The sequence below is a fragment of the Methylophaga sp. genome, assembly GCF_030651745.1.
In genome coordinates this window covers 90,126-116,213 of the sequence record NZ_JAUSCC010000052.1, presented here as the reverse complement: position 1 = coordinate 116,213, position 26,088 = coordinate 90,126, and the positions used below count along the sequence as shown (strand labels likewise).

At 44.1% G+C, this 26,088-nt stretch carries 28 protein-coding genes; 19 read left to right on the top strand and 9 right to left on the bottom strand.

Translation table 11 applies throughout. The annotated features are described in order from the left end of the window. Positions 1–1,351, top strand: a 1,351-nt coding sequence (htpG, locus tag Q7V21_RS06365) for a molecular chaperone HtpG (protein ID WP_304916478.1), incomplete at its 5' end; no start/stop codon positions are given. Positions 1,352–1,421: 70 nt separating this feature from the next. Here htpG and Q7V21_RS06360 read toward each other — a convergent pair. Next, positions 1,422–2,678: a Fic family protein gene (locus Q7V21_RS06360; protein WP_304916477.1), complete on the bottom strand. Its 1,257-nt coding sequence runs from the start codon at positions 2,676–2,678 to the stop codon at positions 1,422–1,424. Between the two features lie 182 nt (positions 2,679–2,860). Between Q7V21_RS06360 and Q7V21_RS06355 the strand changes: the two genes are divergently transcribed. The 6 genes from Q7V21_RS06355 (at position 2,861) to Q7V21_RS06330 (ending at position 9,010) form a co-directional block, all read left to right on the top strand. Next, complete coding sequence (locus Q7V21_RS06355) at positions 2,861–3,892, top strand: DUF2157 domain-containing protein (protein ID WP_304916476.1); 1,032 nt, start codon at positions 2,861–2,863, stop codon at positions 3,890–3,892. Between the two features lie 125 nt (positions 3,893–4,017). Further along, on the top strand, positions 4,018–4,914 hold the full coding sequence (gene hslO / locus Q7V21_RS06350) for an Hsp33 family molecular chaperone HslO (RefSeq protein WP_304916475.1): 897 nt from the start codon (positions 4,018–4,020) through the stop codon (positions 4,912–4,914). A 12-nt stretch (positions 4,915–4,926) separates the two neighbouring features. Next, complete coding sequence (locus Q7V21_RS06345; protein WP_304916474.1) at positions 4,927–6,198, top strand: NAD(P)/FAD-dependent oxidoreductase; 1,272 nt, start codon at positions 4,927–4,929, stop codon at positions 6,196–6,198. A gap of 214 nt (positions 6,199–6,412) precedes the next feature. Beyond that, on the top strand, positions 6,413–7,780 hold the full coding sequence (locus Q7V21_RS06340) for a Fic family protein (protein WP_304916473.1): 1,368 nt from the start codon (positions 6,413–6,415) through the stop codon (positions 7,778–7,780). Between the two features lie 116 nt (positions 7,781–7,896). Beyond that, on the top strand, positions 7,897–8,490 hold the full coding sequence (locus Q7V21_RS06335) for a hypothetical protein (protein WP_304916472.1): 594 nt from the start codon (positions 7,897–7,899) through the stop codon (positions 8,488–8,490). A 115-nt stretch (positions 8,491–8,605) separates the two neighbouring features. After that, positions 8,606–9,010, top strand: coding sequence for a phosphate-starvation-inducible PsiE family protein (locus tag Q7V21_RS06330; protein WP_304916471.1), 405 nt, complete (start codon positions 8,606–8,608; stop codon positions 9,008–9,010). 5 nt (positions 9,011–9,015) lie between these two features. Here the strand turns inward: Q7V21_RS06330 and Q7V21_RS06325 are convergent, their stop codons facing one another. The 3 genes from Q7V21_RS06325 to Q7V21_RS06315 are packed head-to-tail and all read right to left on the bottom strand — an operon-like array spanning position 9,016 to position 11,362. Next, positions 9,016–9,360 carry a DUF3325 domain-containing protein gene (locus tag Q7V21_RS06325; RefSeq protein WP_304916470.1) on the bottom strand — a complete coding sequence of 115 codons (345 nt, stop codon included), beginning with the start codon at positions 9,358–9,360 and terminating at the stop codon, positions 9,016–9,018. Next, entirely contained in the window at positions 9,353–11,053 is a 1,701-nt protein-coding gene (locus Q7V21_RS06320) for a PepSY domain-containing protein (RefSeq protein ID WP_304916469.1), read from the bottom strand. The genes Q7V21_RS06325 and Q7V21_RS06320 overlap by 8 nt, the downstream gene beginning before the upstream one ends. Positions 11,054–11,056: 3 nt before the next feature. After that, positions 11,057–11,362 (bottom strand): iron uptake protein, encoded by a 306-nt coding sequence (locus Q7V21_RS06315; protein WP_304916468.1) that lies wholly within the window; start codon positions 11,360–11,362, stop codon positions 11,057–11,059. A 314-nt stretch (positions 11,363–11,676) separates the two neighbouring features. On the opposite strand from Q7V21_RS06315, the gene Q7V21_RS06310 reads away from it, so the two are divergent. The 11 genes from Q7V21_RS06310 to Q7V21_RS06260 all read left to right on the top strand — a co-directional run bounded on the left by Q7V21_RS06310 (position 11,677) and on the right by Q7V21_RS06260 (position 19,510). After that, a complete protein-coding gene (locus tag Q7V21_RS06310; RefSeq protein ID WP_304916467.1) occupies positions 11,677–12,732 on the top strand; it encodes a succinylglutamate desuccinylase/aspartoacylase family protein in 1,056 nt (351 codons plus the stop codon). A 196-nt stretch (positions 12,733–12,928) separates the two neighbouring features. Beyond that, entirely contained in the window at positions 12,929–13,828 is a 900-nt protein-coding gene (locus tag Q7V21_RS06305) for a hypothetical protein (RefSeq protein WP_304916466.1), read from the top strand. A 305-nt stretch (positions 13,829–14,133) separates the two neighbouring features. After that, positions 14,134–14,565 carry a hypothetical protein gene (locus Q7V21_RS06300; protein WP_304916465.1) on the top strand — a complete coding sequence of 144 codons (432 nt, stop codon included), beginning with the start codon at positions 14,134–14,136 and terminating at the stop codon, positions 14,563–14,565. 119 nt (positions 14,566–14,684) lie between these two features. Beyond that, entirely contained in the window at positions 14,685–15,149 is a 465-nt protein-coding gene (locus Q7V21_RS06295) for a GNAT family N-acetyltransferase (protein WP_304916464.1), read from the top strand. 156 nt (positions 15,150–15,305) lie between these two features. Further along, positions 15,306–15,539 carry a hypothetical protein gene (locus Q7V21_RS06290; RefSeq protein ID WP_304916463.1) on the top strand — a complete coding sequence of 78 codons (234 nt, stop codon included), beginning with the start codon at positions 15,306–15,308 and terminating at the stop codon, positions 15,537–15,539. A gap of 68 nt (positions 15,540–15,607) precedes the next feature. Beyond that, on the top strand, positions 15,608–15,829 hold the full coding sequence (locus Q7V21_RS06285; protein WP_304916462.1) for a hypothetical protein: 222 nt from the start codon (positions 15,608–15,610) through the stop codon (positions 15,827–15,829). A gap of 110 nt (positions 15,830–15,939) precedes the next feature. Next, the gene (locus tag Q7V21_RS06280) at positions 15,940–16,395 is read left to right on the top strand and encodes a hypothetical protein (RefSeq protein WP_304916461.1); all 456 of its coding nucleotides are present in this window, start codon (positions 15,940–15,942) and stop codon (positions 16,393–16,395) included. A gap of 185 nt (positions 16,396–16,580) precedes the next feature. Next, on the top strand, positions 16,581–17,138 hold the full coding sequence (locus tag Q7V21_RS06275) for a hypothetical protein (protein WP_304916460.1): 558 nt from the start codon (positions 16,581–16,583) through the stop codon (positions 17,136–17,138). Between the two features lie 88 nt (positions 17,139–17,226). Further along, positions 17,227–17,637, top strand: coding sequence for a hypothetical protein (locus tag Q7V21_RS06270; RefSeq protein WP_304916459.1), 411 nt, complete (start codon positions 17,227–17,229; stop codon positions 17,635–17,637). 159 nt (positions 17,638–17,796) lie between these two features. Beyond that, a complete protein-coding gene (locus Q7V21_RS06265; protein WP_304916458.1) occupies positions 17,797–18,420 on the top strand; it encodes a suppressor of fused domain protein in 624 nt (207 codons plus the stop codon). 94 nt (positions 18,421–18,514) lie between these two features. Further along, positions 18,515–19,510, top strand: coding sequence for a hypothetical protein (locus tag Q7V21_RS06260; RefSeq protein ID WP_304916457.1), 996 nt, complete (start codon positions 18,515–18,517; stop codon positions 19,508–19,510). A gap of 241 nt (positions 19,511–19,751) precedes the next feature. Here the strand turns inward: Q7V21_RS06260 and Q7V21_RS06255 are convergent, their stop codons facing one another. Together Q7V21_RS06255 and Q7V21_RS06250 are read right to left on the bottom strand one after the other, a co-directional pair. Next, positions 19,752–20,315: a DUF1097 domain-containing protein gene (locus Q7V21_RS06255; protein ID WP_304916456.1), complete on the bottom strand. Its 564-nt coding sequence runs from the start codon at positions 20,313–20,315 to the stop codon at positions 19,752–19,754. 79 nt (positions 20,316–20,394) lie between these two features. Continuing rightward, complete coding sequence (locus Q7V21_RS06250) at positions 20,395–21,051, bottom strand: pyridoxamine 5'-phosphate oxidase family protein (protein WP_304916455.1); 657 nt, start codon at positions 21,049–21,051, stop codon at positions 20,395–20,397. Between the two features lie 131 nt (positions 21,052–21,182). Here Q7V21_RS06250 and Q7V21_RS06245 point away from each other — a divergent pair, with 131 nt between their 5' ends. Next, positions 21,183–22,193, top strand: a complete 1,011-nt coding sequence (locus Q7V21_RS06245; protein WP_304916454.1) for a helix-turn-helix domain-containing protein — start codon at positions 21,183–21,185, stop codon at positions 22,191–22,193. A gap of 117 nt (positions 22,194–22,310) precedes the next feature. Here Q7V21_RS06245 and Q7V21_RS06240 read toward each other — a convergent pair whose 3' ends face one another. The 3 genes from Q7V21_RS06240 to Q7V21_RS06230 form a co-directional block, all read right to left on the bottom strand. Further along, a complete protein-coding gene (locus Q7V21_RS06240; RefSeq protein ID WP_304916453.1) occupies positions 22,311–22,700 on the bottom strand; it encodes a RidA family protein in 390 nt (129 codons plus the stop codon). Between the two features lie 224 nt (positions 22,701–22,924). Next, the gene (locus Q7V21_RS06235) at positions 22,925–25,033 is read right to left on the bottom strand and encodes a methyl-accepting chemotaxis protein (protein WP_304916452.1); all 2,109 of its coding nucleotides are present in this window, start codon (positions 25,031–25,033) and stop codon (positions 22,925–22,927) included. Positions 25,034–25,445: 412 nt separating this feature from the next. Further along, positions 25,446–26,030: a type 1 glutamine amidotransferase domain-containing protein gene (locus tag Q7V21_RS06230; protein WP_304916451.1), complete on the bottom strand. Its 585-nt coding sequence runs from the start codon at positions 26,028–26,030 to the stop codon at positions 25,446–25,448. Between the last annotated feature and the right edge of the window lie 58 nt (positions 26,031–26,088).

The following is a 26,088-nucleotide window of genomic DNA, read 5'->3' as shown; positions in this document are numbered from 1 at the left end:
TGAAGATGAATTTTTAAATAGCTGGCGTCTGCGTAATGTCATCCGTAAATACTCGGATCACATCAATATGCCAATCATCATGCAAAAAGAGCCAGTGCCTGACGAAGAAGGCAAAATCGATGAAAGCATCATCGAAGACGAAACAGTTAATAAAGCCACCGCATTATGGACCTTGGCTAAAAACGACATCAGCGAAGAACAATATAAAGAGTTCTACAAGCAAATCGCTCACGACTTCCAGGATCCTATGAGCTGGAGTCATAACAAGGTCGAAGGTAATACCGAATACACTTCATTGCTGTATATCCCGTCCAAAGCACCGTTTGATCTGTGGGATCGCGATCGCATGCATGGCATTAAGCTGTATGTGAAACGTGTATTCATCATGGAAGACAGCGAACAGCTGATGCCACGTTATTTGCGTTTTATCCGCGGTGTCATTGATACCAACGATTTGCCGTTAAACGTATCACGTGAAATTTTACAAAGCAGCAAAGTCATCGACACCATTCGTGCCGCTTCAGTGAAGAAAATCCTTTCTGAACTGAACAAAATGGCCAACAACGAACCGGAACAATATGCCGAGTTCTGGAAAGAATTTGGTCAGGTCATCAAAGAAGGTCCGGGCGAAGACTTTGCTAACAAAGAAGCCTTAGCCAAACTGCTGCGTTTTGCCAGCACTGAGTCTGGTAATGCCGATCAAACTGTCTCACTGGAAGACTATGTCAGCCGGATGAAAGACAAGCAGGACAAAATCTATTACATCACTGCCGAAAGCTATGCCGCAGCGAAAAACAGCCCGCATTTGGAAGTGTTCCGTAAAAAAGGCATTGAAGTACTGCTGTTGACTGACCGCGTCGATGAATGGCTGGTCAATTCACTGACCGACTTTGATGGCAAACATCTGCAATCGGTTGCCAAAGGCGATCTGGATCTGGGTGAGCTGGAAGACGAAGCAGAGAAAAAAGCCCACGAAGAAGTTGAGAAAAACTTCGAAGATCTGATTGAACGGGTCAAGAAAACGCTGGATGACAAAGTAAAAGATGTCCGCATCACTCATCGTCTGACCGATTCACCAGCCTGTCTGGTGGCCGACAATTACGATATGAGCGGTAATCTGGAACGTATGCTCAAAGCTGCAGGCCAACAGGTATCTGCCAGCAAACCGATTCTGGAACTTAATCCGGAACATCCAATGGTCGCCAAACTGAAAGACGAACAGAACGATGAACAGTTCGGTGATTGGACATCCATCCTGTTTGACCAGGCCTTACTGGCTGAAGGCGGACAACTGGAAGACCCAGCCAGCTTCGTGAAAAAACTCAACGCAATGCTATTGCAACGCGCTTAATCTGAAACCGGCCCATTACTCTGTTTCAGTCAGAGTAATGGGCTTTTTTCATTTTTAGTTTTTCCTCATGTCATTGTTCTGGAAATAAACCAGGCATCCAGCGACTTGCCAATGTAGCGGGAAAAGCTATGCGCAAAGGTGCTCGTGAACTTGCAGATTTCAATGCACCTGACTCAATAAGAGTCGCAGTAACTCGTCTTGCCGTACGATCACTAACCCCCAATATTTCAGCGACTTCTCCACGTTCCAGTTCTCCTCTATAGAGAATGGCTCGTAGAACAGCATCTGATTTAGGTGCAAGTCGTCCTGCCCGTATTTCCTCTTCTGCCCACAGTACAATGCGATCTTTTAACCGCTCTGGTTTCATCAGATTGATCATGAATTGAATCTGATCGATGCAGACCTGCAGGAAAAATTTAGTAAAAGAGGCCAGTGCTGCCTCACTTAATGTTCCCCGTCCATCATGGTCACCGTGCCTTGTCGCATCACAAGCTTGTAGATGTCGTTTGTACTCTGCTTCCTTGCGAGCGAGTCCTCTGGCAACAGACCATAATCCTGTTGTGTTTAATGAATTACGCAGCATGGCATAAGAGATCAGACGTGCGGTTCTTCCATTTCCATCAACAAAAGGGTGAATCCATAATAATCGGTGATGCGCATATCCAGCCGCGAGGATTGACTCAATTCGTCCAGCGTTGCTGTAGACCTCATTCATACGATCCATAAACCTAGGTATAGCACCTGGGGAAATAGCCACATGATGACCGACTTTGACATCCTTTTCTCTGAATGCTCCCGGTATAACAGGAATACGTTCGCTGGTTTCTGGCATTTCGACAAAGAGAAGTTCTGGTGGTAGCTGCTCACAAAAGCGTCGATGAATTTCCTGGGTCATTGTTGGGGAGAAGGGCGGTTCGGTTAAACCGTCTTCATCAATCCATTTCTGAACGGCGATATGTGCTTTTGCCTCAAGCTGAAGATCTCGTTTTTCTGGATTGGAGCTGTAATCATCATTTAAGGCTCGTTCGATATCGATGGGATGCGTGTTATGACCCTCGATCAAGTTGCTGTAATAGCAGTTCATGGAACGGATGAGTTCTACCAACGATGATGCGATCGACTTGGGTAAACTGCTTTGGAAAGCAGCTGCTTGTGCGACTAAATCAACTGCAAGATCATTCAGTTCCTCTTTATATGGTGAGCTGGCGCTGACCATTAAAGGTTCGAATAAGCCTGTTGATTCATTGTTGTCTTTGACCATTGTATTGCCTGTATTATGGCCGATTACTATACCGGTTGGTAATTCAAATTTTTTCAAATATAGCATGTGCTTACCGTATTGGTAAGCGCTTTATTTATTGCTTAATTGGCCGGTTAGTTGGCCGCTTTGGTGACCAGCTTAACAGATCCTTTAAATCTAAATCACACACCACTTGATAAAACCCTGCCAGCAACTCACAATCTAACCCCTCGATATACAACACTGAACCATCGCGAAGGATAGCGCCGATGAACATAACTAAAAAACAGCTTGATTTGGCAGTAAAGCAAGATCTTATCTCGCAGGATCAGGCGGATAAGCTGTTCGATTTCTTTAAGTCCCAGCCGACCACGGGCCCCAGTTTTGACTTTACTCATGTGCTTTATTACATGGGCGGTTTGATTGCCATTGGGGCGATGACATTGTTTATGACCCTGGGCTGGGAAAGTTTTGGCGGCTGGGGGATATTTTTCATCAGTCTGGCCTATGCTGGTGTGGGTCTGAAACTGGCAAATCGATTTCAGACAAAAGGTTATGCCGTTCCCGCCGGGATTTGTGCAGCTTTTGTTGTCGCGCTCACGCCATTAGCTTTGTATGGTTTGCAACAGGCAATGGGCTGGTGGCCGGATGATACTGTTTATCGCGATTATCATCGCTATATACAGTGGCATTGGCTGTATATGGAATTGGGCACGCTGATCGTTGGGGCAATGATTTTCTATCGCTACCGTTATCCATTTTTGCTGATGCCGATTGCGGTGACGCTGTGGTATCTGTCGATGGACATTGCAGCCATGATCGTTGGTGGCTATGCCAACTTTGAATTGCGGGCGTTAGTATCAATGTATTTTGGCCTGGCGATTACACTGTTTGCGTTCTGGGTGGATATGCGGGGATACAAATCGGGCGATTATGCGTTCTGGTTGTATTTGTTTGGGGTGATCGCGTTTTGGGGTGGCATGACTTCGCAATACTCAGATAGCGAGCTGTCGAAATTCATCTATTTCATCATCAACTTATTCATGATTGGCGTCGGTGTATTGATTGCCCGTCGGGTATTTGTAGTGTTTGGCGCACTTGGCTCGGCATTTTATCTTGGCCATCTTGCCAATGAAATTTTCAAGGACAGTTTGTTGTTTCCGATTGCACTGACGGCTATTGGCTTGGGGCTCATTTATCTCGGCGTGTTATGGCAGAAACATGAACGGCAAATCAGTGAAAATCTGCAAGCATATTTGCCAACAGCTCTACGGGAGTTTTTAGCGGCTAAAAACAGCTGAAAGTTTATGACTTGAACTTCACACGCTTAAACCCCACTTGATGACAGATACGTTAAAATGCCGTTTATCACACGGCATTTTCTATTGCCCATCATCACTCGCTAGATGCAGTATGAGGAACCATCATGCAAGACGACGCCATTCAGGCAGATCATTTACAACGTTTTATTTTCGATAATGCTGCTATTCGTGGTGAATGGGTGCAGCTCAAACAAACCTGGACGACAGTTAAAGTTCAACGCGAATATCCTCCTGCGGTAGCCTCTTTATTGGGGCAAATGCTTTCTGCAGCTGCGTTACTGGCCGAAACCGTCAAAATGTCTGGCCGTCTGGTGTTGCAATGTCGTTCCAATGGACCAGTGTCATTGTTAATGGTTGAATGCACCAGTGACCATACCTTACGCGGACTGGCAAACTGGAATGGCGAAATCGCCGATGATGCCACCATGCAAGAATTGCTGGGAGAGGGGAATCTGGCAATCACTATTGAAAATGTCGAAGCCAAACAACCTTATCAAGGTATTGTCAGCGTGCAGGGCGAAACCATCGCGGAAATGCTGGAAATGTATTTTGCACAGTCTGAGCAATTAAAAACCCGCATCTGGTTGGCGACAGATGAACATACTGCTGGCGGATTAATGCTGCAGCAATTGCCTGAACAAGATCCCGAGCAACATGATGAGAACTGGAATCGAATCAGTTTTCTGGCCGACACCGTTACCAATGAAGAACTGCTGAATCTGGATGCAGTCTCGTTGTTATATCGTTTATTTCATGAAGAAATGGTGAGGCTATTGAGCACAACGGTATTGGAATTTGCCTGTACCTGTTCGCGTCAGCGTGTGGCTGATACTATCAAGCTACTTGGAAGGCAGGAAGCTGAAGAGATTATCGCCGAACGTGGCCTGGTCGAATTGGCCTGTGAGTTCTGCAATACGCATTATCGATTTGATCCGGTGGATGTAGCAGGTTTATTCAGTGACCCGCTGAACATTCAAAATGACTCAGATACTTTGCATTAAGCAGGAGTAATCATGGCGCATATTGTCATTATCGGAGCGAGCACCGGCGGATTACCCGCTGCTTATGAATGCAGAGCCGCTCTCGACAAAACGCACCATATCAGCGTCGTTTCCAATACGCCCATTTTTCACTTTGTGCCCAGTAATCCCTGGGTAGCAGTGGGTTGGCGCAAACGATCCGATATCAGCTTTGAACTGACCGGCGTTTTATCCAGTAAAAACATCGATTTCTACGACTCAGGTGTTACCAAAATCAAACCCGAGACAAATCAGGTTTTATTGGGTGATAACACCATCCTCAACTACGACTATCTGATTGTAGCCACCGGTCCACAACTTGCTTTTGATGAAATCGAAGGTTTTGGTCCACAGGCTTATACGCATTCCATCTGCACCGTGGGTCATGCCGAAGACAGTTATCATGCCTGGCGTGATTTACTTAAAAATCCGGGGCCGATAGTAGTTGGGGCCGTGCAAGGTGCTTCCTGTTTTGGTCCTGCCTATGAATTTGCCTTGATCATGAATCGGGCATTACGTAAGGCCAAAGTGCGGGATAGAGTGCCGATGACTTTTGTCACTCCTGAGCCCTATATCGGTCATATGGGCTTAGGTGGGGTAGGCGACTCCAAAGGGTTGTTAGAATCCGAGTTTCGCAAAAATGATATCAAGTGGATCACCAATGCTCGGGTTAAATCTATCGCCAAAGGCAAAATGCTGGTGGAGCAGGTGGACGATAATGCCGAGACCATCAAAACGCATCAACTGGCATTTGATTTCAGCATGTTGATCCCTGCGTTCAAAGGGGTGGATTGTATTGCCAATCTTGACGAAGCGCTGGTCAACCCCAGAGGTTTTCTGAAAGTTGATGAATTCCAGCGTAATCCTGCTTATCCCAATATCTATGGCGTTGGAGTCTGTGTGGCAATTCCGCCAGTTGAAGCCACAGCGTTACCAGTTGGTGTTCCTAAAACCGGCTATATGATTGAAAGCATGGCCAAAGCGGCGGTGGCCAATATTCAGGCTGCCATTGAAGATCGTCCAATCGTAACGCGAGCCAGTTTGAATGCTGTCTGTCTGGCAGATATGGGACATACCGGTGCTGCATTTGTCGCCTTGCCGCAAATTCCACCACGTAACCTGGCCTGGATGAAAAAAGGTCGCTGGGTTCAGTGGGCAAAAGTCGCCTTTGAAAAATACTTTCTGTTCCGTATGAAACATGGTCTGCCAGAACCATTCTACGAACGCTGTTTGCTGCGTTGTTTCGGGATCAGCAAAACCAAATAGCTTTAATTTAATGGCTGCGTGAAACGCCGTTGACATAACGGAGAATTCGAGCTTTCGCTTGGCTTGTCTCAGTGCTATAAGTCTATTTTGATTACCCTAAATGCGCTTTTCATATTTAAACCAACTGCTAATTAATTGCTAATTTTGCAAAAATTAGCAATTGGGTGTAACTTACAAATAACTACTAATTTCTACTAAATTAGCAATTCGTTGTGTGAGTTCAGAAATTATGAAAATACCGTTATCTCCCCCACGCTTGGAGCAACTTTTGGAAGAAGTCCCAGCGGGTGAATTTCAGAAATTGTTTGGTATCTCACCTATTCAGGGGCAACGATATCTCCATTGGGATGAATTGCGTCATAGAACACCGCCAAATAATCTTACCTCTGAGTTGTGGTGGCTGGGGATTAAAGTCGCTCGAAAGGGCATGATGAAAACAATTCCCTTGATAGATAAACATGGGCGGTCGATAGCGTTTTCGATGCCTGATCCTGTTCTGCGGCTTCTGCACGAAATTGATAGGCAAGCGGCCGGTGAAATTGCGATGGATGGCCATGCTGTCTCTTCGGAAGATCGTAACCGCTACTTGGTTAGCTCGTTAATAGAAGAAGCTATTACATCCAGCCAACTTGAGGGGGCATCAACCACAAGGGAAGATGCCAAGCAAATGTTACGAACGGGTAGAAGTCCTCACGATCGCAGTGAGTGGATGATCCTCAATAATTACCACGTGATGGAAGAGGTTCGTGCATTAAAAAACGAGCCATTCACACCGGAACGGATTCTCGAATTACATCGTATTGTGACTGATCGAACATTAGATGATGACAATGCAGCAGGACGGTTTCGTCATGATAATGAACGGATTTCTATTATGGATGCAACGCATACGACGGTATTACACAATCCACCTGATGCTGGGACTCTAGCGGAAAGATTACAAAGGTTGTGTGACTTTGCTAATCAGGATGAAAATGCTCAACCCTTTGTACACCCAGTAATAAGGGCGATCCTGATACATTTTATGCTAGCTTACGACCATCCATTTGTTGATGGCAACGGGCGAACAGCTCGAGCATTATTTTATTGGAGTATGGCCCGCTCAGGCTATTGGTTAATGGAATATCTGTCTATTTCTAGATTGATCAAACAAGCACCAGCAAAATATGCTCGAGCATATCTGCATACCGAAACTGATGATAATGACGCGACTTACTTCATTCTTTACCATTTGAACATTATTGAGAATGCTATTAATGCTTTGCATGAGTATTTGGCGCGCAAAATGGAAGAGCAGCATAATGCCGAAAAGCTGTTGAAGCATGCGCCAAAATTGTCGGAAGGGTTAAACCATCGCCAAGTAGCGTTAATCAGTCATGCACTGCGTAACTCAGGACATACTTATACCGTTGAGAGCCATAAACGATCCCATCAAATTACCACTCAAACAGCCAGAACGGATTTACTCAAATTAGTTGATTTGGAATTACTGGAAAAACGTAAACGTGGCCGAGCCTTTATTTTTTATGCTCCAGCTGATTTAAGTGAGTGTATTAAAAGAGTGACACGCGACAATGATTAACAAATCAAAGAGCAGCAATTGAGGTTGGCATAACGGAGGTTTGAATCTTCCTGTTGCAGCAAATTAAAAGGCTTTAATATAGCGATTATTTTTAATTGGAAGTGCAATCTAAGCCGATGAAAAAAAACAGAATAAAAACGATTTACCTGCTATTAGTGATGACTTTTACACTGATATTAAGCGGCTGCTCAGGACGAATTACCCCACCGCAACTCCCTGAAACACCACGTGCCGTATTTGTACTTGATCATGGCCAACACTCGAGCCTGGTCATTGAAGATAAACATGGCAATCTGGCACGTTATTCCTATGGTGACTGGCGGTATTACGCTGAAGGTAAAACTGGTTTGTGGTCCGGACTAAGAGCCATCTTTACACCGACTAAAGCCGCATTAGGCCGTAAACAGCTTTCTGGTCCGGCCACACTGGAAAACGTGCAAAAACAAGTGAGAATTTTGGTAGTAAATGCTGTTCCACTCGAAGCAGAAGCTGCAGCAGTTGATGCTCTACAGTACAAACTCGAAACCATTTATCAACAGAATCAAGACTCAAAGATTTATCGGCGGGATTATGATCTTGAATTTGTACGCCACCCGAAGACCTATAGTGTTCGGCATAACTCTAACCAAGTCATAGGCCAATGGCTTACTGAACTGGGCAGTGAAGTGCATGGCTGGCCATTATTATCAAATTGGCGGATTCAGCCTTAACAGAACAGTTTGTCTCTCAGTCCAGCTTCAAGCGAAATTTTCGGAACTGCAGACAACTGGCTTTTCAATACGTCCTGATACTATCCACTCTGCAAAATCTATCGGGGTTAGTGCAATGGCAAAGAAGCTTAAAGATTTAGTTAACCACAGTTTGACAATAGCTCAGGATCTCGGGCTGATCATTGTTGCCATCGCCACATTGGTTGCGGTGGGGATTGAAATCAAAGTTATGATTGATGCTCGTACAGTCTTACTAACTGATTTATTACTGCTGTTTATCTATCTTGAAGTACTGACCATGGTCGCGGTTTATTACCAGTCGGGTGAGTTGCCGATCAAGTTTCCGTTGTATATCGCTATCGTGGCGCTGGCGCGTTACCTGATTCTGGATATGAAAAACATCGATACCTGGCGGATTCTGGGTATCACTGTAGCAATTCTATTGCTGGGCTTATCCATCATCGTGATTCATTACTGCAAAACCAATTTGCTGGAGAAAAAAGCCAAGCCGGTTGAGTAAACCGGCTATCTCTGTGAGTTGAGTTCAGTTCGGTTAAACAGCCAAAGCAACGGTTTTAGCCAATGCTGCCGCCAGGTCAGAATGCTGGCAATGCCTTTACCTGCCAGGCTGAGCAACATTACCCACACTAAAACAGCCATAGTGGGATGATCAGCAAGCAGACAAAGCACGAATGACACGACCAGGGTGGAATAACCGAAGATACGCAAAGCATTCTGCTGGGATGGCGAAGGCAGACTGGTTTCAATTCCGGTAACCTGACGCCAGTGATTCGGCAGACTCAATGCAAGACTTGCCATACCTAACATGGTGGTGAAAATGGCGGCTATCCAACAAATTACCTCAACCACGGCTAGCCTCCAGTTTCTGTGCGGAAAACGCTATGGCTTTGCTCACGGCCACATTTTCACGTTGTTTCAGGTATCTTGCCGCGTAAATAGCGATGCCACTGCTGACCAGAAGACTTAAATCGACTCCGGCAACCGGCCAATAATGAAATGCTGTTTTCAGCAAATGATCGCCAGTCGTCACCCAATTGAGGATTACGGCAGCAACAGCCAGTACGGCAAACAGAATGCTTTGTTCACGCCAAGCTGGTGAAATACGCATATGACGAACCGCAGTGCTGCGCCAGAAAGCGTGTAATAACATCACTACCCAGCTTCCCCAGAATGCAACCTGTTCCCAATAGCCTTTACCGACCATTTCAGCGGGTAATAAGCGGTTTGCCACCAACATACTGACAGTGGCTACCAACATGCCAGTTACAGTTGTCACGGCGAGGGCATCAACAATCTGACTGCCAGAACTACCTTGCTGAGTATGTTGACGTTTACGTTTTTCGACAAAGAAGATAAAGCCGGTAGCAATGCAGATTGCCCCAACCAGACCGCCAAATACATACAACCAACGCAGCAGCCAATGTTCAAAATGCTGTAAATGCAGGCCAGTCAGAAACTCATTGATTTCAGAGATGGCAGAACGGGGTGGTTCTTCACGGATTAATTCACCGGTAGTGGCACTGAAATGCATGCCTTCACCGACCAACGCCACACGATCACTGCCAGCACGGTAAATACTGACAAAGCTGTTGGCATCATCCACATGAGTGATTTTCAAAAAGCCGACTTCACCCGGCATATCTTTTTCCGCCCAACGTTGTTTGGCCTGAGCCACCATTGCATCAACCGAAGCCATTTGAATAGGAACACCAGCTCGATCATGTGGCAGCCCCGTTTCATGGGCTTCAAGGATTTCATGATAATCGTGTAACGGTTCCAGTTGGGTATGTGTCACTGGAAAATAGAAGAAACTGGCAAAGATCACCAAACCAGTAAAGGTAAAGAAGAAATGAAACGGCAACGCCACCATGCCGGTCAGATTGTGCAAATCCAGCACGCTGCGTTGAGTCTGTTTATCCGGACGGAAGGTGAAAAACTCGCGAAAACGTTTGCGGTGAATGATTACGCCACTGACCAGCGCCGCCATCATGATGAAGGCCGCAATACCCACAATGTAGATTCCAATGCGATTCCAATTCCAGTTCAGGCTGTAATGCATTGGATAAAAAAAGCGGCTGCCGATTTTCAATTGATCATCGGGAAAAGCCTTACCATTTCTTGGATCAATGGTGATATTGCCGTGAATATGGTTATGGCCAGCGGGATCAATTGGTTGCGGAACAAGAAAGCCAGCCCCCATGATTAAGACTGGATCCCGGTGCGTGGTATAAGCCCAGAACTCATCCGCTGGTAATTCGGTGCGGGGTGTCATCGGTCCCTGACTCAGATCATGCAGCAGTGGCATATTAGTATTGTAGTCGAGCTCACTCGGCTCAACTGAACGCAGAATCGGCAATAACATCTCATCAAATGACGGCATCACCTGTGGTTCAAAACGGCTCTCTGGAATCGACCAGCGATCAATTTCCCGGTCAAATACTGACAAACTGCCGAAAAAGAAGACCACCATCAGAATAAACCCTAAGGTCAGGCCGAACCAGGTATGCAGCCAAGCCATTGCCTGTCGAAAATTACTGAACATGGATTAAATTCCTTGTAAAAAATAATGTTGAATGACACTGGCCAGCACGGTCATCACCACACCACCACCAAATAGAATCAGCCACAACTGCCTTAATTTATCGGTCGCCATACCCCACAAAAACAAACTGAGATAGACCAGCAAACCCAACATCAGCATGCCCATTTCAACATCATGAAATTCCACGCCCAGCGGCATTAATGCCGCAATCGTGATGGCAATCAGACCCCAGGTAAATAAATACCCACCGATTAGACTGGCAAAAATTCGGCTGGCAAATGGCCAGGCTGGAGAGGAAAAATTCGGCATGAAAACGGACCTGTCTGAAAAACGGAATGCACCACAGTAAAATCAAAACTCTGCGAATTGCTAAAACCTAATACTGAATGATAATAATTAACATTCACATTGTATAGCGCTTGGCGGTTTAATTAAAGTGGGAAAATGCATCATGAGAATGGCTCTGCTTACAAAATGAGTCGTCGGCTTTGAAGTACTGCCCACAAGGTTATTGTTCAAGCAGAGTGCAGTGTTGGACAAATTAGCCTATTGACAACCATGCTATAAATTTACGAGTGACTTAATACCTTTACGATTTCCAAACTTCAGAAGCCCTTTGAAACATGAATAACAACAAGAAAACTCATTACTTTGCAAAACAGTTGATGCTGGTGCTATGGCTGTTAGGAAGCAGTGCTGCATTTGCTCAAGCCCCTTTCGAACTGGCCAATGTGCTGACCGAAGCAGGGCAGTCACATTCCTATATCGCCAAGGAAGATGATCTGAAAGTACCTGTCACAGTGATTCACGGCACAGAACCCGGCCCAGTATTGTTACTCACTGCCGGTGTGCATGGTGATGAGTTTCCAGCCATCCTGGCCTTGCAACGTTTGCGTGAAGAAATAGATGCCAAACAGTTAAAAGGCACCTTGATTTTGGTACACCTGGCCAATCTGCCAGGTTTTCATGCACGCCGGGTTGCATTGCATCCATTGGATAACAAAAACCTAAATCGCGTGTTTCCGGGCGATAAAAACGGCACAGCAACGGAACAACTGGCCGATTTTTTTACCCGTGAATTTATCAGCCGTATGGATTTTCTGATTGATATGCACTCTGGCAGCTGGCATCAGGAATTATGGCCACACGTCTATTCACCGTTTGTCGGCAATAAAGAACTGGATGATCTGACCTTTGAATTCGCCAAAGCCACCGGCATGCAGAATATTGTTTTGTATGGCGAACGGCCACGCGATCCAGCCAATTCAATTTCTTATCCGAATACCGCCATGACTCGTGGCAAACCCGGCCTGACCACAGAAATCGGTCATCTGGGTCAACGTGATGAAGACTACATTGAAGAAACTCTAGAGCTTTCGCGTAATGCTTTGTATTTTCTGGAGATGCTGCCGGGCGAACCGACAACGCATCCAGATCTGGTTATCTACGACAAACTTAAATCAGTTGCCAGCCCAGTCGATGGCTTGTTCACGCCACGTGTTGAAATCGGCAGTGCCGTAGAAGAGGGCACCATCGTCGGTGATGTCAGAGACTATTTTGGCAATATCGTTGCCGAATTAACCTCACCAGCGACGGGCACTGTATTAATGATTAACTACACCCCACCGGTAAAAGCAGGCGAAACACCGGTGACGATTGGGATTAAGCAGGAAGGCTAAAAACAAACTGGAAGTTGATGTCGTTCGTCATGCAGCATCGAATAAAACTAAGAGAAAACATAAAGAAATGAAGCTTTTATCTACTCAATAGAGTTCAAAATAACGCTTTGACTTTTACGTGCCCAGTAAATTTGACTAATCGGACAGTTTTGACTAAATTGCAATTTCTGACCAATTGGACAATTTCGGGGCGATAATGAAACACTATCTATTCTTTCTATGTTTTTTTTCTTTAAGCCATACAGTCTTCGCAGTAGATGATAACCATATACCGGTAACTGAAGTTATACCCAAGGCAACAATCGCTTTAGTGGGAGGTACCTTTGTAAACGATGAGATTTTCAATCGTGATCTGATTAAATCAAAATTCACCATACCGACAGATGTTGGCACCTCGCCCACCATCTACTATGCAGAGTATAAGAATACCCCTTTTTATTATGTGCATAGTCATGGTCATGACTGGTTACCGACATGGGCTGCACTCTATGATCTCGGTGTGAAAGAAGTCATTGGTGGGGCAACGGCTGGTGCGATTAATCGAGAAATGAAAGTCTATGATTATGTGGTTGCAGATGACTTTATTGACCTGAACGTAGACAGGGCACTACGCATTCCCAATGAGGTATACCACGACCCTGACAGCATCGTCATTCCTCGTTTTATGCCTCCAATGGATGACGATTTACGGCAAATATTACTCACGAATACTCAAAAAGCACTAAAAGATAAATCATGGGATGTTCATGATAATGGCGTAATAGTGCAAACAAAAGGCGGTCGTTTTGAAACCGCAGCAGAAGTAAAAATGATCGAGATAATGGGCGGTGATCTGGTCACCATGAGTGTGGCGACAGAAATTATTTATGCACGTCTATTGGGAATCAACTACGCCTGTCTGATTGTTATTTCAAATCCAGCTGAAGGCATCGCTCCATGGGACTTTGGATTGATGAAAGAGCTGTATCCACAAATAAACCCGGTTTCGTTAGATATTTTTCTGGACTCATTGACGGATATTGCAGCAATTGGTGACAAGCCTCGCTCAATAGATGGTCAGGTTATCCACCCAGAAATGACATCTAAAAAACAGTAAACATAATGTCGAATTAGCCTAACTGTGATTGGAACCGTGCTGATGGTTACCCCGTTACGTTTGGAATGGAACAGCAAGGCTAAGCAACAAAATCTGACTGGCTTTTAATGTCGCACGGCAAGCAAATTTCCTAAATGCTTGCCCTAGCGATATTAGCAAGAGTAAAGTCCGTGATGAGTCATCACGGACTTTACGCCACGCCTCAAAACAATTCACTCTTAATTCACATATTTTTTGAAGCACTGGCATATTGCTAAACAGAACTCATTTCATATGGTCTTTCTTACTAACAGGCTGAAAACATTATGAGTATTGATTCCGATCTGCAGGTTTTACAAAATCATTTAAGCGAGAAGCTGGAAATTGAAACCTCGTTAGTCGTCCGTCTGCAACCAAACCTCGTTGAGGAACAATCCTTAGTGATTTGGCCATGGCTTATCGATAGTTCCGTTTCTCTAGAGGACCGTAATCGAATGTTTCCCGGTCGGGAAGTGGAAGTTCAACAGCCAAGACTCAAATTAAAAATTCATTTCCTAATCCTTGGAAACGATTTGAACATTTTATCTCGTGCACAAACTGTGCTGCATGAGAGTAGCAACCTGCATACGGGTGAAACGACTTATGTAAGTATCAAGTTTAGCCCTCTAACACCCGAGCAGGCATGTTCAATATTTTCAGCTTCAGGTGTTCCAATGCAGACTGCACTGAGTTTGATATTAGATACCTATACTGCTTAGATGGCAGGACAATGTGATCAACGGCACACCAACTATGCCACACTTCGTTACCTCTCCTTACCACAAGTTTATGGCTGCACGCCAAGCAGTAGTGGCCCACAATTAGGGGCAGAAATAACATGAAGCTTGAGTTTAAATGGTCTCGTTTGGAGACTTTAACAGCACTTGAGCTACACGAAATCATCAAAGCTCGTGAATCCGTTTTTGTGGTCGAGCAAGACTGCCCCTATCAAGAAACAGATGATTTAGATCTTTATTCTTGGCATCTATCTGTCTTGGTAAATGGAGAACTGGCTGCTTACGCCAGAGTCGTTGAGCCGGGAAGTAAAAACAGCCGGCCTTCGATTGGTCGTGTGATGACCGTTAAAAAATTCAGGACACAAGGAATTGGCCGAGCATTAATGGAAGAAGCCATCAAATTCACCGAGCTAAAATTTCCAGGCAAGGACATCAAAATTTCAGCACAGGTTTATTTGCAAAAGTTCTATGAGTCACTGGGTTTTCATACTTCCGGGGAGCCATATGATGAGGATGGCATATCCCATATCGACATGATTAAGTCAGTTAATGAAGTAGCCAAATAATTGAACCCACATCCCTTACGATTGGGATAGAACAAGAGGACTAAATACAAAACGATACTGGATGTTGATGTCGTTTGCTAAGCAAAAAACCAAGCGCTTGCCTTAGCAGTATAAGCTGTAGTAGATTCCGCAAATAGGCCACACGGACGTTCAGCCATGGAGCAAATTATTCTCTTTCTCAAAACACAGTTTCTTTCTGAAACTGCCCTAGATCACAAAACTAATTCTGCAATTCATTTTTCTGGAAGTAATTTCCACCTGATTAACAACTTGTATCAGGTTAAATGCGCTTTTTTTGCTAGCAGGTCAAAAGCAGAATATAAAAAATCAGATAAAGTCAATTTATTAGGGAATATGCTTGCTAATGGCCAGAATTTAAAAGGCCGATAGCTAATAATCATTATGAGGCCGAAGGTCTTATTAACATGCTGTTATGTAACTGAAATGAGGAGTAGCGGGTGGTATCAGCAATAATTTCGGTGATTTTTGGACTGCTTGGATTTCTTGTGCCTAGCCCGATAATCGTACCTATTATCGGACTTGCATTAGGTACTAATGGCTATCTAAAGGAGAAAAAGGTTGAAATTGAAAAGCAAAGGAAATGGGTGATTGTTACTTCAATTTTCGGTGCAGCTCTGTGCAGCCTAGTCGTTTTCATATTTTTACTTGGGCGATTTTAAATTGAAATTAGTTATATAACTGTCGCAACCAGTTAGATCTTGATAAACCGGACGTTGTTTTGCAACGCCGCTGTTATGGTCGGTAGGTGCCACACATAATTGGAATCACAATGAAAAACTGGATTATTAAGGAAATGCCATTACTAAAGGCATGGGTTATTTTGTTTGCTATTAATGTTCTGCTCAGCCTAAGCGAGCCAAACTTTGAAATTAAAAGCAACCTCATCACTCAATACTTAATTACGACATTATTCTTTTTATTTTTACTCATATGCATACGTTACATTCGAGGTAAGTATATTCAATCTCGAAAATTCCCGTCGTATCAAATAGAAATGGGAGTATGGGGATATATCTGGAGATTTTTGGTAACCATTTGGGTTACCTCCATATTTGTGTTATTGGGGATTTATTTGATAACTGGGCAAGTACTACAAAATAATCCGTTGCTAGGCCAAATAATTTTCGTAATAGCCTCGCCCTTTGTTGTCTGGCTGCTCTTCTGTAAAGAACGCATTGCTTTTGTTAAGAAAGTGCTTTTTTACTTAAGAGGGATACCTATCTAAAATGTACATAAAAAGTTAGTTGAGCCGGATTCATTAAATAAATTTTCCTAAAAATCACACAGCAATCGAACAGCAAAAGTGCTGTTCGTTCCTCGCTCCACTTTGACTGCAAGTGGAGTGAGGCGTTAGCTGAGTTATTGAGAACAAGTCATTTAGCTACATCTTTCGATCCATAAAGGACTGTTATGAAAGTAAAAGTTAATTCTAAAAAAGCAATCTTAAAAGCTTTTTCTGGCTGGCTTCCTCTAATACTATTTTCAGTATTCTTCTATGGAGTAGTTATTTTTATCCCAATAGTTTTATTTCTTGAACAAATTATTGGACTTGAAAATGAGTTGGCTACTCAACTTAGTTATTTAACCAGCGGATTATTAATTTTAATAGGTGGATATTTTTATCTTAATAGCCTCACCAATTCATTATCTTCTTACAATCTTTCCATTGAAAATGACAATTTGATTATTGAAGGTAGAAGTGGATGGAAATCTATTAGTACAAAAGTTTCATTGAGCAATATCGAAAAGATATATCTTGGGAAAAGTTCTCATAACTTTGAAAGGCTTGCATTTGGTGCTGGTAGCCGCCAAGTAAAAGACCAAGTAGCATCAAGGCTTACTTTTTTCCCTATTAATCAAAAGCCGATTAAATTAGATTTTGCTACAAAAGCATTTGACGGTGAGTCACTTTATGACTTCTTGGTGTTCCTAAAAAGTAACGGAATTGAAACCAATGTTGGTGTCTAACTAACACGTTAAGTTTTTGCTCGCTCAACTTGTACTTGAGCTACTGGCAAGCACCTTTTATATATTGGGAGAATATGGAAATATATCAATGACTGATGATTACAGAATGTACGGTGATATAAGACCAGAAAAAAGACCGATTGTCTCCAACCTAGGTTTAAAGCGATTACCTTATTTCTTACGTTTGTTTGTGACAGGAATTATTGCTGGTTTACTTGCTGGATTTGTAGCCCCACACCTTACAGAGTTATTTGTAATTATCCCTTTGGTATATTGGGGGCTTTTGACATACTTCACTTCATTTAGACTTCGAAATATTGGATATAAGCAGTGGTACGCAATCTTGGTAATCATACCAATGATCAATATTTTTGTGATTCTGCCATGCCTAGTATTGCCAGAGAAATACGCTCAGCACCGTAAGCTGGACAGTGCCGGACAGAAAACCTTGATTGCATGCATAATCATTCTTGGCATTTTAGTTGTTGCTGGAGGCTAATTAGAATGAGATTTATTACTTATAGTTGTTTCTCAAAAAAGATCAACGATATCTAGGATCATTGTAAAAACTAACGTGAATGGAGGTTTTACACTGACCCTAAACTATTATTACGAGGACAACGGCCTCATTAACATGCTGTTATGCGAAGGAGAGAGCATGAGCTTCCTTGAAGAATCTTGGGAAGAAAGAGAAGAGAAATCGTATAAGGAAATATTTGGTGATACAGGACCAGGTATATTCCCACTATCAAATGAAATCTTCGATCGAATGAATGCAAAGAGCATTGATCCTCGCTGGCTTACCCATGGTGTTTTCAAATGTCCACCAGCCGGCAATAGAAATACTTGGGCTTATGTAACCTCGGGTATGTCAAATCCTTGGGAAGCAGAAGAACCTGAAGAATACTCGGGTCTGGGTGTGGAGTTTCTAATGGAAACTGAAAATGAAGAGACTTGGGCCATTGAGGTTCTTCAAACACTAATGGCCTATAACTTATTGTTGGCAGCGGGACAAATGGGCGATTTCCTTCCGCTAGACTATGGTCATCGAGTGCCCTTGGCCTTGTCTGAATCAATAAAAACGATGATGTTTACCCAGCCAGTTGATTACCCCGATCACTTTTCTATTAATTCAGGTCGCGTTGATTTGTTGCAGGTAGTGGGCATCACTCCCTCGGAGTTAGAAGCAGCAAAGCAAACGTCATCGGAAGAAATCAAACAAAAATTAGTTAGCAATACTGGCGGGCTGGTCACTTCAAAGGAGAGAGAAAGTGTTGCGTAAATCGCATAACAAACGCATGTTGCCGGACTTGTTTTCCGCTACGCTCCAAACCAGCCGCAAATGCGGGCGTTAGATTTTTTCGTAGGAAAGCTGAATGAAGCATTGGACAGAGCCCAACGGGATATTCCTGATTCAAATTCCGACAGAGTGGCAATACCTCAATCCAGTTGTCGAAGGCGAAGAGGAAAAGTCCCCATACAGCTTTCAGCCTTATGAAAACGCTAAAGGGTGTTTTCAGATTAGCTGTTATCCACTAGAGGAACTAGCGCCTAAACTTGCAGATGAGTATCCGAATGGGGTACCAAAACTTACATGGCGACCTTCTATGTTAGATGATTCAGAGTTCTGTGTTCATATGTTTTTTGGGGCATTAGCAGATCAAGCTTTTATTGGTAAATATATCTATGATGCGAATCTTGATAAGGATGAACGAATAAACGAAGAGCTTCGCTTAGTTGGTAATATTCTAAAGTCCTTGGTTATTGTTCCTCCTAGTGACCGAAAGCTTGCCTCTGATATGGAAAAATTTGATCGGTTCCAAGGGGCTTTGGCTGCATCATACGATCTTCTGGATAATGCGCTAGAATCTGATTCCTTTATCGAGGTAATTGCCGTTTCTGCCAATCAGGTCGATGCTTTTCTCAGGTTGAGCATAGTAATCGCCATCCAACTTAAGAATCAGACGGATGAGGTCCCATTAAAATACCTTTTTCAGGCAGAGGATGAACGCGGCTTTATGGAGCGAAAAATATACGATGACGCTCTTAAATATAGCGTCATTACAGACAATGACCACGAAGAGCTAAATTCGCTGTATAAGCTAAGAAATCGAGTGATACACAGATACATCATCTCTGACATAAAGACCCGTGACTTGCCTAATATTGCGCTCAGATATATTGAGGCGTCTGAGAAGGTGCGTTTAATACTACGAGATCTTGAGAATGAACAAAAGAGTGGTCAATTTGGTGTTTACGGTAAGAAGTTCATGAAATTTTCCGAGCCTGATGATGAGGCAATAAAACGACTATTTGCTGATGTTAACGACAAGCACCTTATTCGTAAATTCGCCAGGAAAGTGACGAATTAGTGAATCTAACAAATGCAGGCAGCGGACGCTCCTGAAGTCCCGCCCCAGCTGTTGGCGTTATTTAGAATAAAAAAATGAGGATATTATGGATAATTAGGGACAGTGTAAAAACTAACGTGAATGGAGTTTTTACAATGCTCTTAAACCACTAATAGAACGACACAATCTTTCGCTACCGACAGATTTGCTCAGAGCTAACTGCCCCCCCATTCACCAATCCCTTCAATCTACTCTTTTCACATCACTCACTGTCAACCGATTCCACTTTAGACGCCTTCGTCGATTCCTGTCTGACCAAAGCGGCAACTAGTGCAGCGTTTACATAACCCGCTGAGGCACCGACTAAGGTGCTGAACAAGATTGCTAGCAAGGCATTATTGAACGACACCGATAGCAGGTGTTCCGGTGCAAACAATCCTGTCGTGCTGGCAAAAGCAAAAACGCTGGCGTATCCGTAAATGATTGCCGGGGTGACGCTGAACATGGCAATCGTGCTCATTCTGGCAAGGATCGCAATGATTGCGCCGATAAATACCGCCCCCCCGAGTTGCTGGCCCAATGCGCTGTCGGCGGGATTGTTCAAAAGAAAAATTGCTGATATCCATGCTGCTGTGGCACCGAGCGCCATATGCCTTATGACCACGATAAACGCCTGATTTCGGTTGACGCCGCCATTCATATGAAAGAAACACGCCCAAGTGATGAACACGGCCCACGGTGGAATAAAAGTGAAGAATCCAAGAATAAAAAGAACGATGGTTGTAAGTAAGAATGCGCTGAATGTCGCTGCATTGAGTTGAGTCATGACTATCCTTTCAGTGATCTATAAAATCTGGTTTTAACCGGTCAATAGCAGCTGATTTTTGATTCGCTGCCATTCTGTTTCAGGTCTCGCCTTTTATAAGCATCTCAACATATTGTTCTGGGGTGATCGTGCCACCCAAGGCCTCGGCGATATGTTTGTCCCTGGCTGGCAAGGCTTCCTGCAGGTTCTCTATCCGTTTCCAGTGCGGCAATGCAGCTGGCTCGTTTTCCTGTGGCACATGCTTTGCGCTGGCGACGCGTTGGTAGCGGTGGATGTATCGCGCACAGTTAACGAAAATTTCAACAATCTCGACAAATACCACTATCTCTGCGCCTTGGAACATCTTGAGCGTCTCTTCATCACGATGAATCGTGGCGTTGCCATGGATGCGAAAGCGATTTGGGGTTTCGAAGTCGATCAGCAACAGGCCGACCTGATTGTTGGTTGAGATATTGCCCATAGAGAGGAACATGCCGTTTCCATCAAAACTCGGGAACGCCAGGGTTTTACTGTCGATGATCTTGAGGAACCCGGGATTCCCCCCTTTGTATGAACAAGTGGGATAACCACGATGATCGATGGTCGTCAGGAAAAACATATCGCGACTCTCGATGAAACCACGATGTTCTTCGCCAATTTCAGAGGAAACGATATTGGCCTTCACGGCATCCGCTAACTTCACCGTATCAAAATCCTGTTGTAACGCCCGGTGCTGTTCGCCATAGAGCTCTTGCATGAAATCTCCTGCTGCTATTGTTATAGTGCGTAATAAAGTATGCCGTGACCGCATTATCGAAACTTTGTCCGGTTGGCGGTATTAATTGACTGAAAAGGTGATAAGCAATGAGGCATCCTCACAGCCATTCAGTGACAACATTTTCTCCAACTTTGCTGGCGAATCTTGAACGGCTGGGTGGGCAGCGGCTTTGTACTGAAGACCAACCGACCAATCAGCGGTTGGAATGGCTCAAGGAAGTTATTGGCCGGGAATATGCCAATGTTGATGTTGGAACACCCGATCAGATGTCTTTGTATAACGATATGTTGATTTACCCCTGGCAACAGGGGCTGCGCTTGTCTCCCATACGATCCAATGCCATTACCATCGAAAGGCTGCCAAAAGAACCAGAGCATAATTCTCAGGATTGTTATTTCGGCGTCTTGTTGACCGAGGGGCAGTACAAGCTTGAGCAAGGCGGTCGGGAAGTGTTTCTCAAACCGGGTGAAATGACGATATACGATGCGACTGAGCCCCATCGAGTTTCTACTCCCGGACCGTTCTCCAAGATTTTAATTTCTATTCCCCGTTTTTTGCTGGACGAACGCATTGCCAATATCAGCAGGCTGACGGCAACCAGGCTATCCACTTCGCATGGAGCGGGGGCCATTACCGCCTCGATGATTTCATCTACCGTCAATCAATTAGCGCAACTGGATGAAACCGTTTTTCAGGCACTATCTGAGCCGGTGTTGGAGCTGTTTACCTTATCGTTATGGGAAGTTCTGGGTAAAACAAAGCCAATGTCCCGTCATCGGAGCCATGCATTAATACGGGTGAAACAGTTTATTGCCTGTAATCTGACGGATACCGATCTGAACGCTGGCGTCATTGCCTCGGCCATGGGGTTATCGGTTCGTTACATCAATAATTTGTTTAGTGAAGAAGACACCTCATTAATGCGTTATCTCACGCAGCAGCGACTGGCGCGCAGCCGTCATTATCTGGCCAGCTCGGTGTACCAGCATTTGAGTATTACGGAACTAGCGATGCAAAGTGGTTTCAGCAATATGGCCCATTTCAGCCGAGCATTCCATCAGGTTTATGGTATGCCCCCCCGCGACTATCGCCATCACTGCCAAACCCATCATGGAATTTAGCACGCAGATTGAAGCCGGTAGTGAAATGAAAAATCAAATTTGCTCAAATTGGCTGCCCCAAATATTGTGAAGCCCTTGAAGCTTTGGCCTCATTTGAACAGTAAGATCCTCAGTAGATTATGGTATGCGGGCGATAACCTTTATTTCAAAATCAAAACCGGCTAACCAATTCACGCCAATTGCTGTCCAGTTTGGGTAAGGCGGTGCACTAAACATTTTTTGCTTTACTTCCATAATGGAGCCGAATTGATTTTCTGGATCAGTGTGAAAAGTTGTTACATCAACGATATCATCGAATGTACATCCTGCTGCGGCCAGTGTCGCCCGTAGATTTTCAAAAGCCAGTTCAACCTGGCGTGGAAATTCAGGTTCAGGGCTGCCATCTTCACGACTTCCAACCTGCCCGGATACGAACAATAAATCACCGGAACGAATTGCAGCAGAATAGCCATGCTCTTCGTAGAGTGCGTGTCTGTTAGCAGGAAAAATAGCTTCACGTTGTTGCATAGTCTGGACCTCATCTTAATTAGTAACGGTTAGGATGTATTGATAAACCGTAATAACATACGGAACGTATGTAGAGTGAGGCTATATTAGCTAGATGTCAAATTTATATACGTTGCGTATGTTAGTGGGTGAACAAGAGCTGGTTGAACAATTCCGCTAAAACAATAGCGGGAAATCCAAAGGATCAGAGTCTGTCATCTTTTTGTTTATGTGCTTTTAGTTATTTAGTTCTGTTTTTTAAGTTTGAATTGACCAAGTAAATCAGTCAGTTGAACAGATAACTCAGAAAGATCACTGGCTGCTAAAGCACAATATTCTGACGTTTGGCTGTTTTGATGAGTTACTTCATCAATATGGCCAATGCCTATGCTGACTTGTTCTGCTCCAGAAGATTGTTCATTTGCTGCTTCAGCAATGCTATGCACTAACTCGGCGACAGTTCCGGTATTGTGAACAATATCAGACAATACTTCGGCAGTTTTTTGAGATAGTTGAATCCCTTTTTGTGTACGTTCAGCTGATACCTGGATCAAAGCTGCTGTTTGCTGTACTGCCTCTGAACTGCGTCCGGCCAACTTACGGACTTCATCAGCTACAACAGAAAAGCCTCTTCCCTGTTCACCGGCACGGGCGGCTTCAATGGCTGCATTTAACGCGAGCAAATTGGTCTGTGTGGCTATCGATTCGATAGTTGTGATGATGTTATTAATATCGGTTCCGGAAGCTTCGATTTCCCTCATGGCGCTTTGTAGCTCTAGCATTAAATCATTACCACCTTCGGCGGCTTGAGCAGACTGTCTTGACAATAAACTGGCTTCATCAGCATGGTTAGCGCTTTGTCTGATTTGAGTTGCAATCTGGGCGACTGTGGTACTGATCTCTGTGACTGAAGAAGCTGACTCGGTGGCTCCACTGGCCAAATCATGACTTATGGACGTAACTTTATCTGCATTGTCACCAATTTGTTCTGAACGCTCACGAACTTGTCCAACAAGGTTGTTTAAATCCAGGATCATCTGATTGAGAGCCAGGCCTAGCTGGTCCTTGTCAGAGGCCATTGTCACGGTTTGGTTTAGGTCACCTTTTGCAATATGGCCCGCAACCGTCACATGAGAGTGCAAAGTGTCGGCCATTCCGTCTAACGCTAAGGCGAGTTGCCCAATTTCATCTTCACTTTGGTAATGCAGGCGTTTATCAAATTGTCCCTGGGCAATCGTTTTTGCCATATCAACTGCAGCAAGGATTGGCCGAGTCAGGCTACGTGCAATGAGATACATTGCAACGATAGCGACTACAGAAACCAGTAAACCTATAAAGATTTGCCAAAAGGTATTTTTAGCGTTGTTCTCGGCAAATTGTTGTGACATTACATTCACATCATTGAAGACTAAATCTTTCTCCAACCTGATAAGTATTCCCCATTGGGTCTCACTATTGCCTAATGTTATTGGATTCAAAACATGCAACAAGCCTGTTGCCTCATCGGTGTAGATTGCTTTTTCACCTCGGCGCATCAAATCACGAATTTTATCGGCTTCTTTGTTATAGAGATTGTCCAGGGATTTGCCGATCGCACTGGGTTGTTTGCTGGCTGCGATGACCAAACCATCTGCAGTAATAATGGAAACATCAGCTTTATCTGGGTAGATAGTATCTGCTACCTGTTCACTGACTTTTTGTACAAAATCCAGGTTGTAGTCAGCGCCTGTTACACCCAAAAAACGATTATTAACAATCACTGGAACAGATAGGGTGGCTAACCATACATTTTTGCCCTGAACGACATAGGGCAGGGGGGCGGTTACTGTCTGTGTTCGATTTGTTTGTGGGTTTTGATACCAGGCACCTTTGATAATGCCATTTGGATGTTTATCGGTAGAATCATATTCTACGAGTGATTGCACATTTAACGTGCTCTCATTTCGGACCCAATAAGGTGTGAAACGCCCGGTTTGGCTGTTGTTACCATTATTGCCGTTAAGATTCTGAGCATCGTTATAATCAAATGCATTTGGCTCCCAGGCACTATAGGTACCATTTAAATCAGGATTACTTTTGAGTGCTTCATTCAACATCTTATTGAATACACGGCGACTAAGGATATTGGCTTCACCAGATTGGGTAGCGCTTGCCGTATCTGCTAAGGTTTGAGCAGTTTGCATTCCCTTTTCTAGTCGTCGACTAATATATTGGGCATTTTCAGAAGCCACACTCTGCATTTTATCGAGAGTGATACGTTCGACTAATGAAGATACTGTTTGATTAATCTGTTGATTATTTTTAATTGAAGAGTAAACGTTGTAGACGACCAATATCGAAGCGGTAATCAGCATCCCGACGCCTGAGAAAAATGCAATTTTTGTTTTTATTGATTTAAATTTCATTATTTTCTTCTTTTAGCAACGTTAGCCATCCACCAAAAGCCATACAACAGTCATGAGAAATTGGCCTTTGAACTAGTGTGGATATTAGCAACGAGGTAATGGGATTAATGGCCTCTGTGTCCTAATTTTTTTGATGCTCTGGAACCACAGTCAAGTCAGTCAGAAACGGCGAAAATCACGGTCAGCTAACTTGATTCACTGGCATACTCATGAACCCAAAAACGCCCGATGAGACAATTGTCCCACCGGGCGTTTTTTATGGTGATCAGTTGGCCTAGATGATTAAAAAGCCAATCCAATTCTCAATTAGTTTTTTAGTGCGAATTGCTGAAAATCAAAGTTTCAGTATCTGTCTCAGCTTTCAGGCACGCTGGCGTTGATGCTTACCTTCGGCGAATTCCTCAATGGCTTTGCTGCAGAACGCTTCGAGATCATCTGGTTTCCTGCTGGTTACCAGCCCCTGATCTACTACCACTTCCTGATCGACCCACTTGCCGCCCGCATTCTGAATGTCGGTGCGAATGCTTGGCCAGGATGTCAGTTTTCGCCCGTTAACAACGTCTGCTTCCACTAGTGTCCAAGGGGCGTGGCAGATCGCTGCCACAGGCTTATGTTCTGTGAAAAAAGCACGGACAAACTCTACCGCATTTTGGTCAGCGCGCAGTGCGTCCGGGTTGGCTACACCGCCGGGCAGTACCAGGCCATCATAATCGTCGGCCGATACATCAGCGATGCTCTTGTCCACCTGAAATGCATCTCCTTTGTCGAGATGGTGATAGCCTTGGACTTTGCCTTCTTCAAGCGCTATTAACTCTGCTTGGGCACCCGCAAGTTTTATTTTCTCCCAGGGAGTGGTCAATTCCACCTGTTCAAAACCGTCGGTTACGAGAAACGCAATGGTTTTTCCCTGCAGGGATTTACTATTTTGAGTGGCTGAATTTTGCATTGGATTGGTCTCCTGATAAGTTGAGCGCTAACCTTACCTATGGTTTATGCGCTGAAGC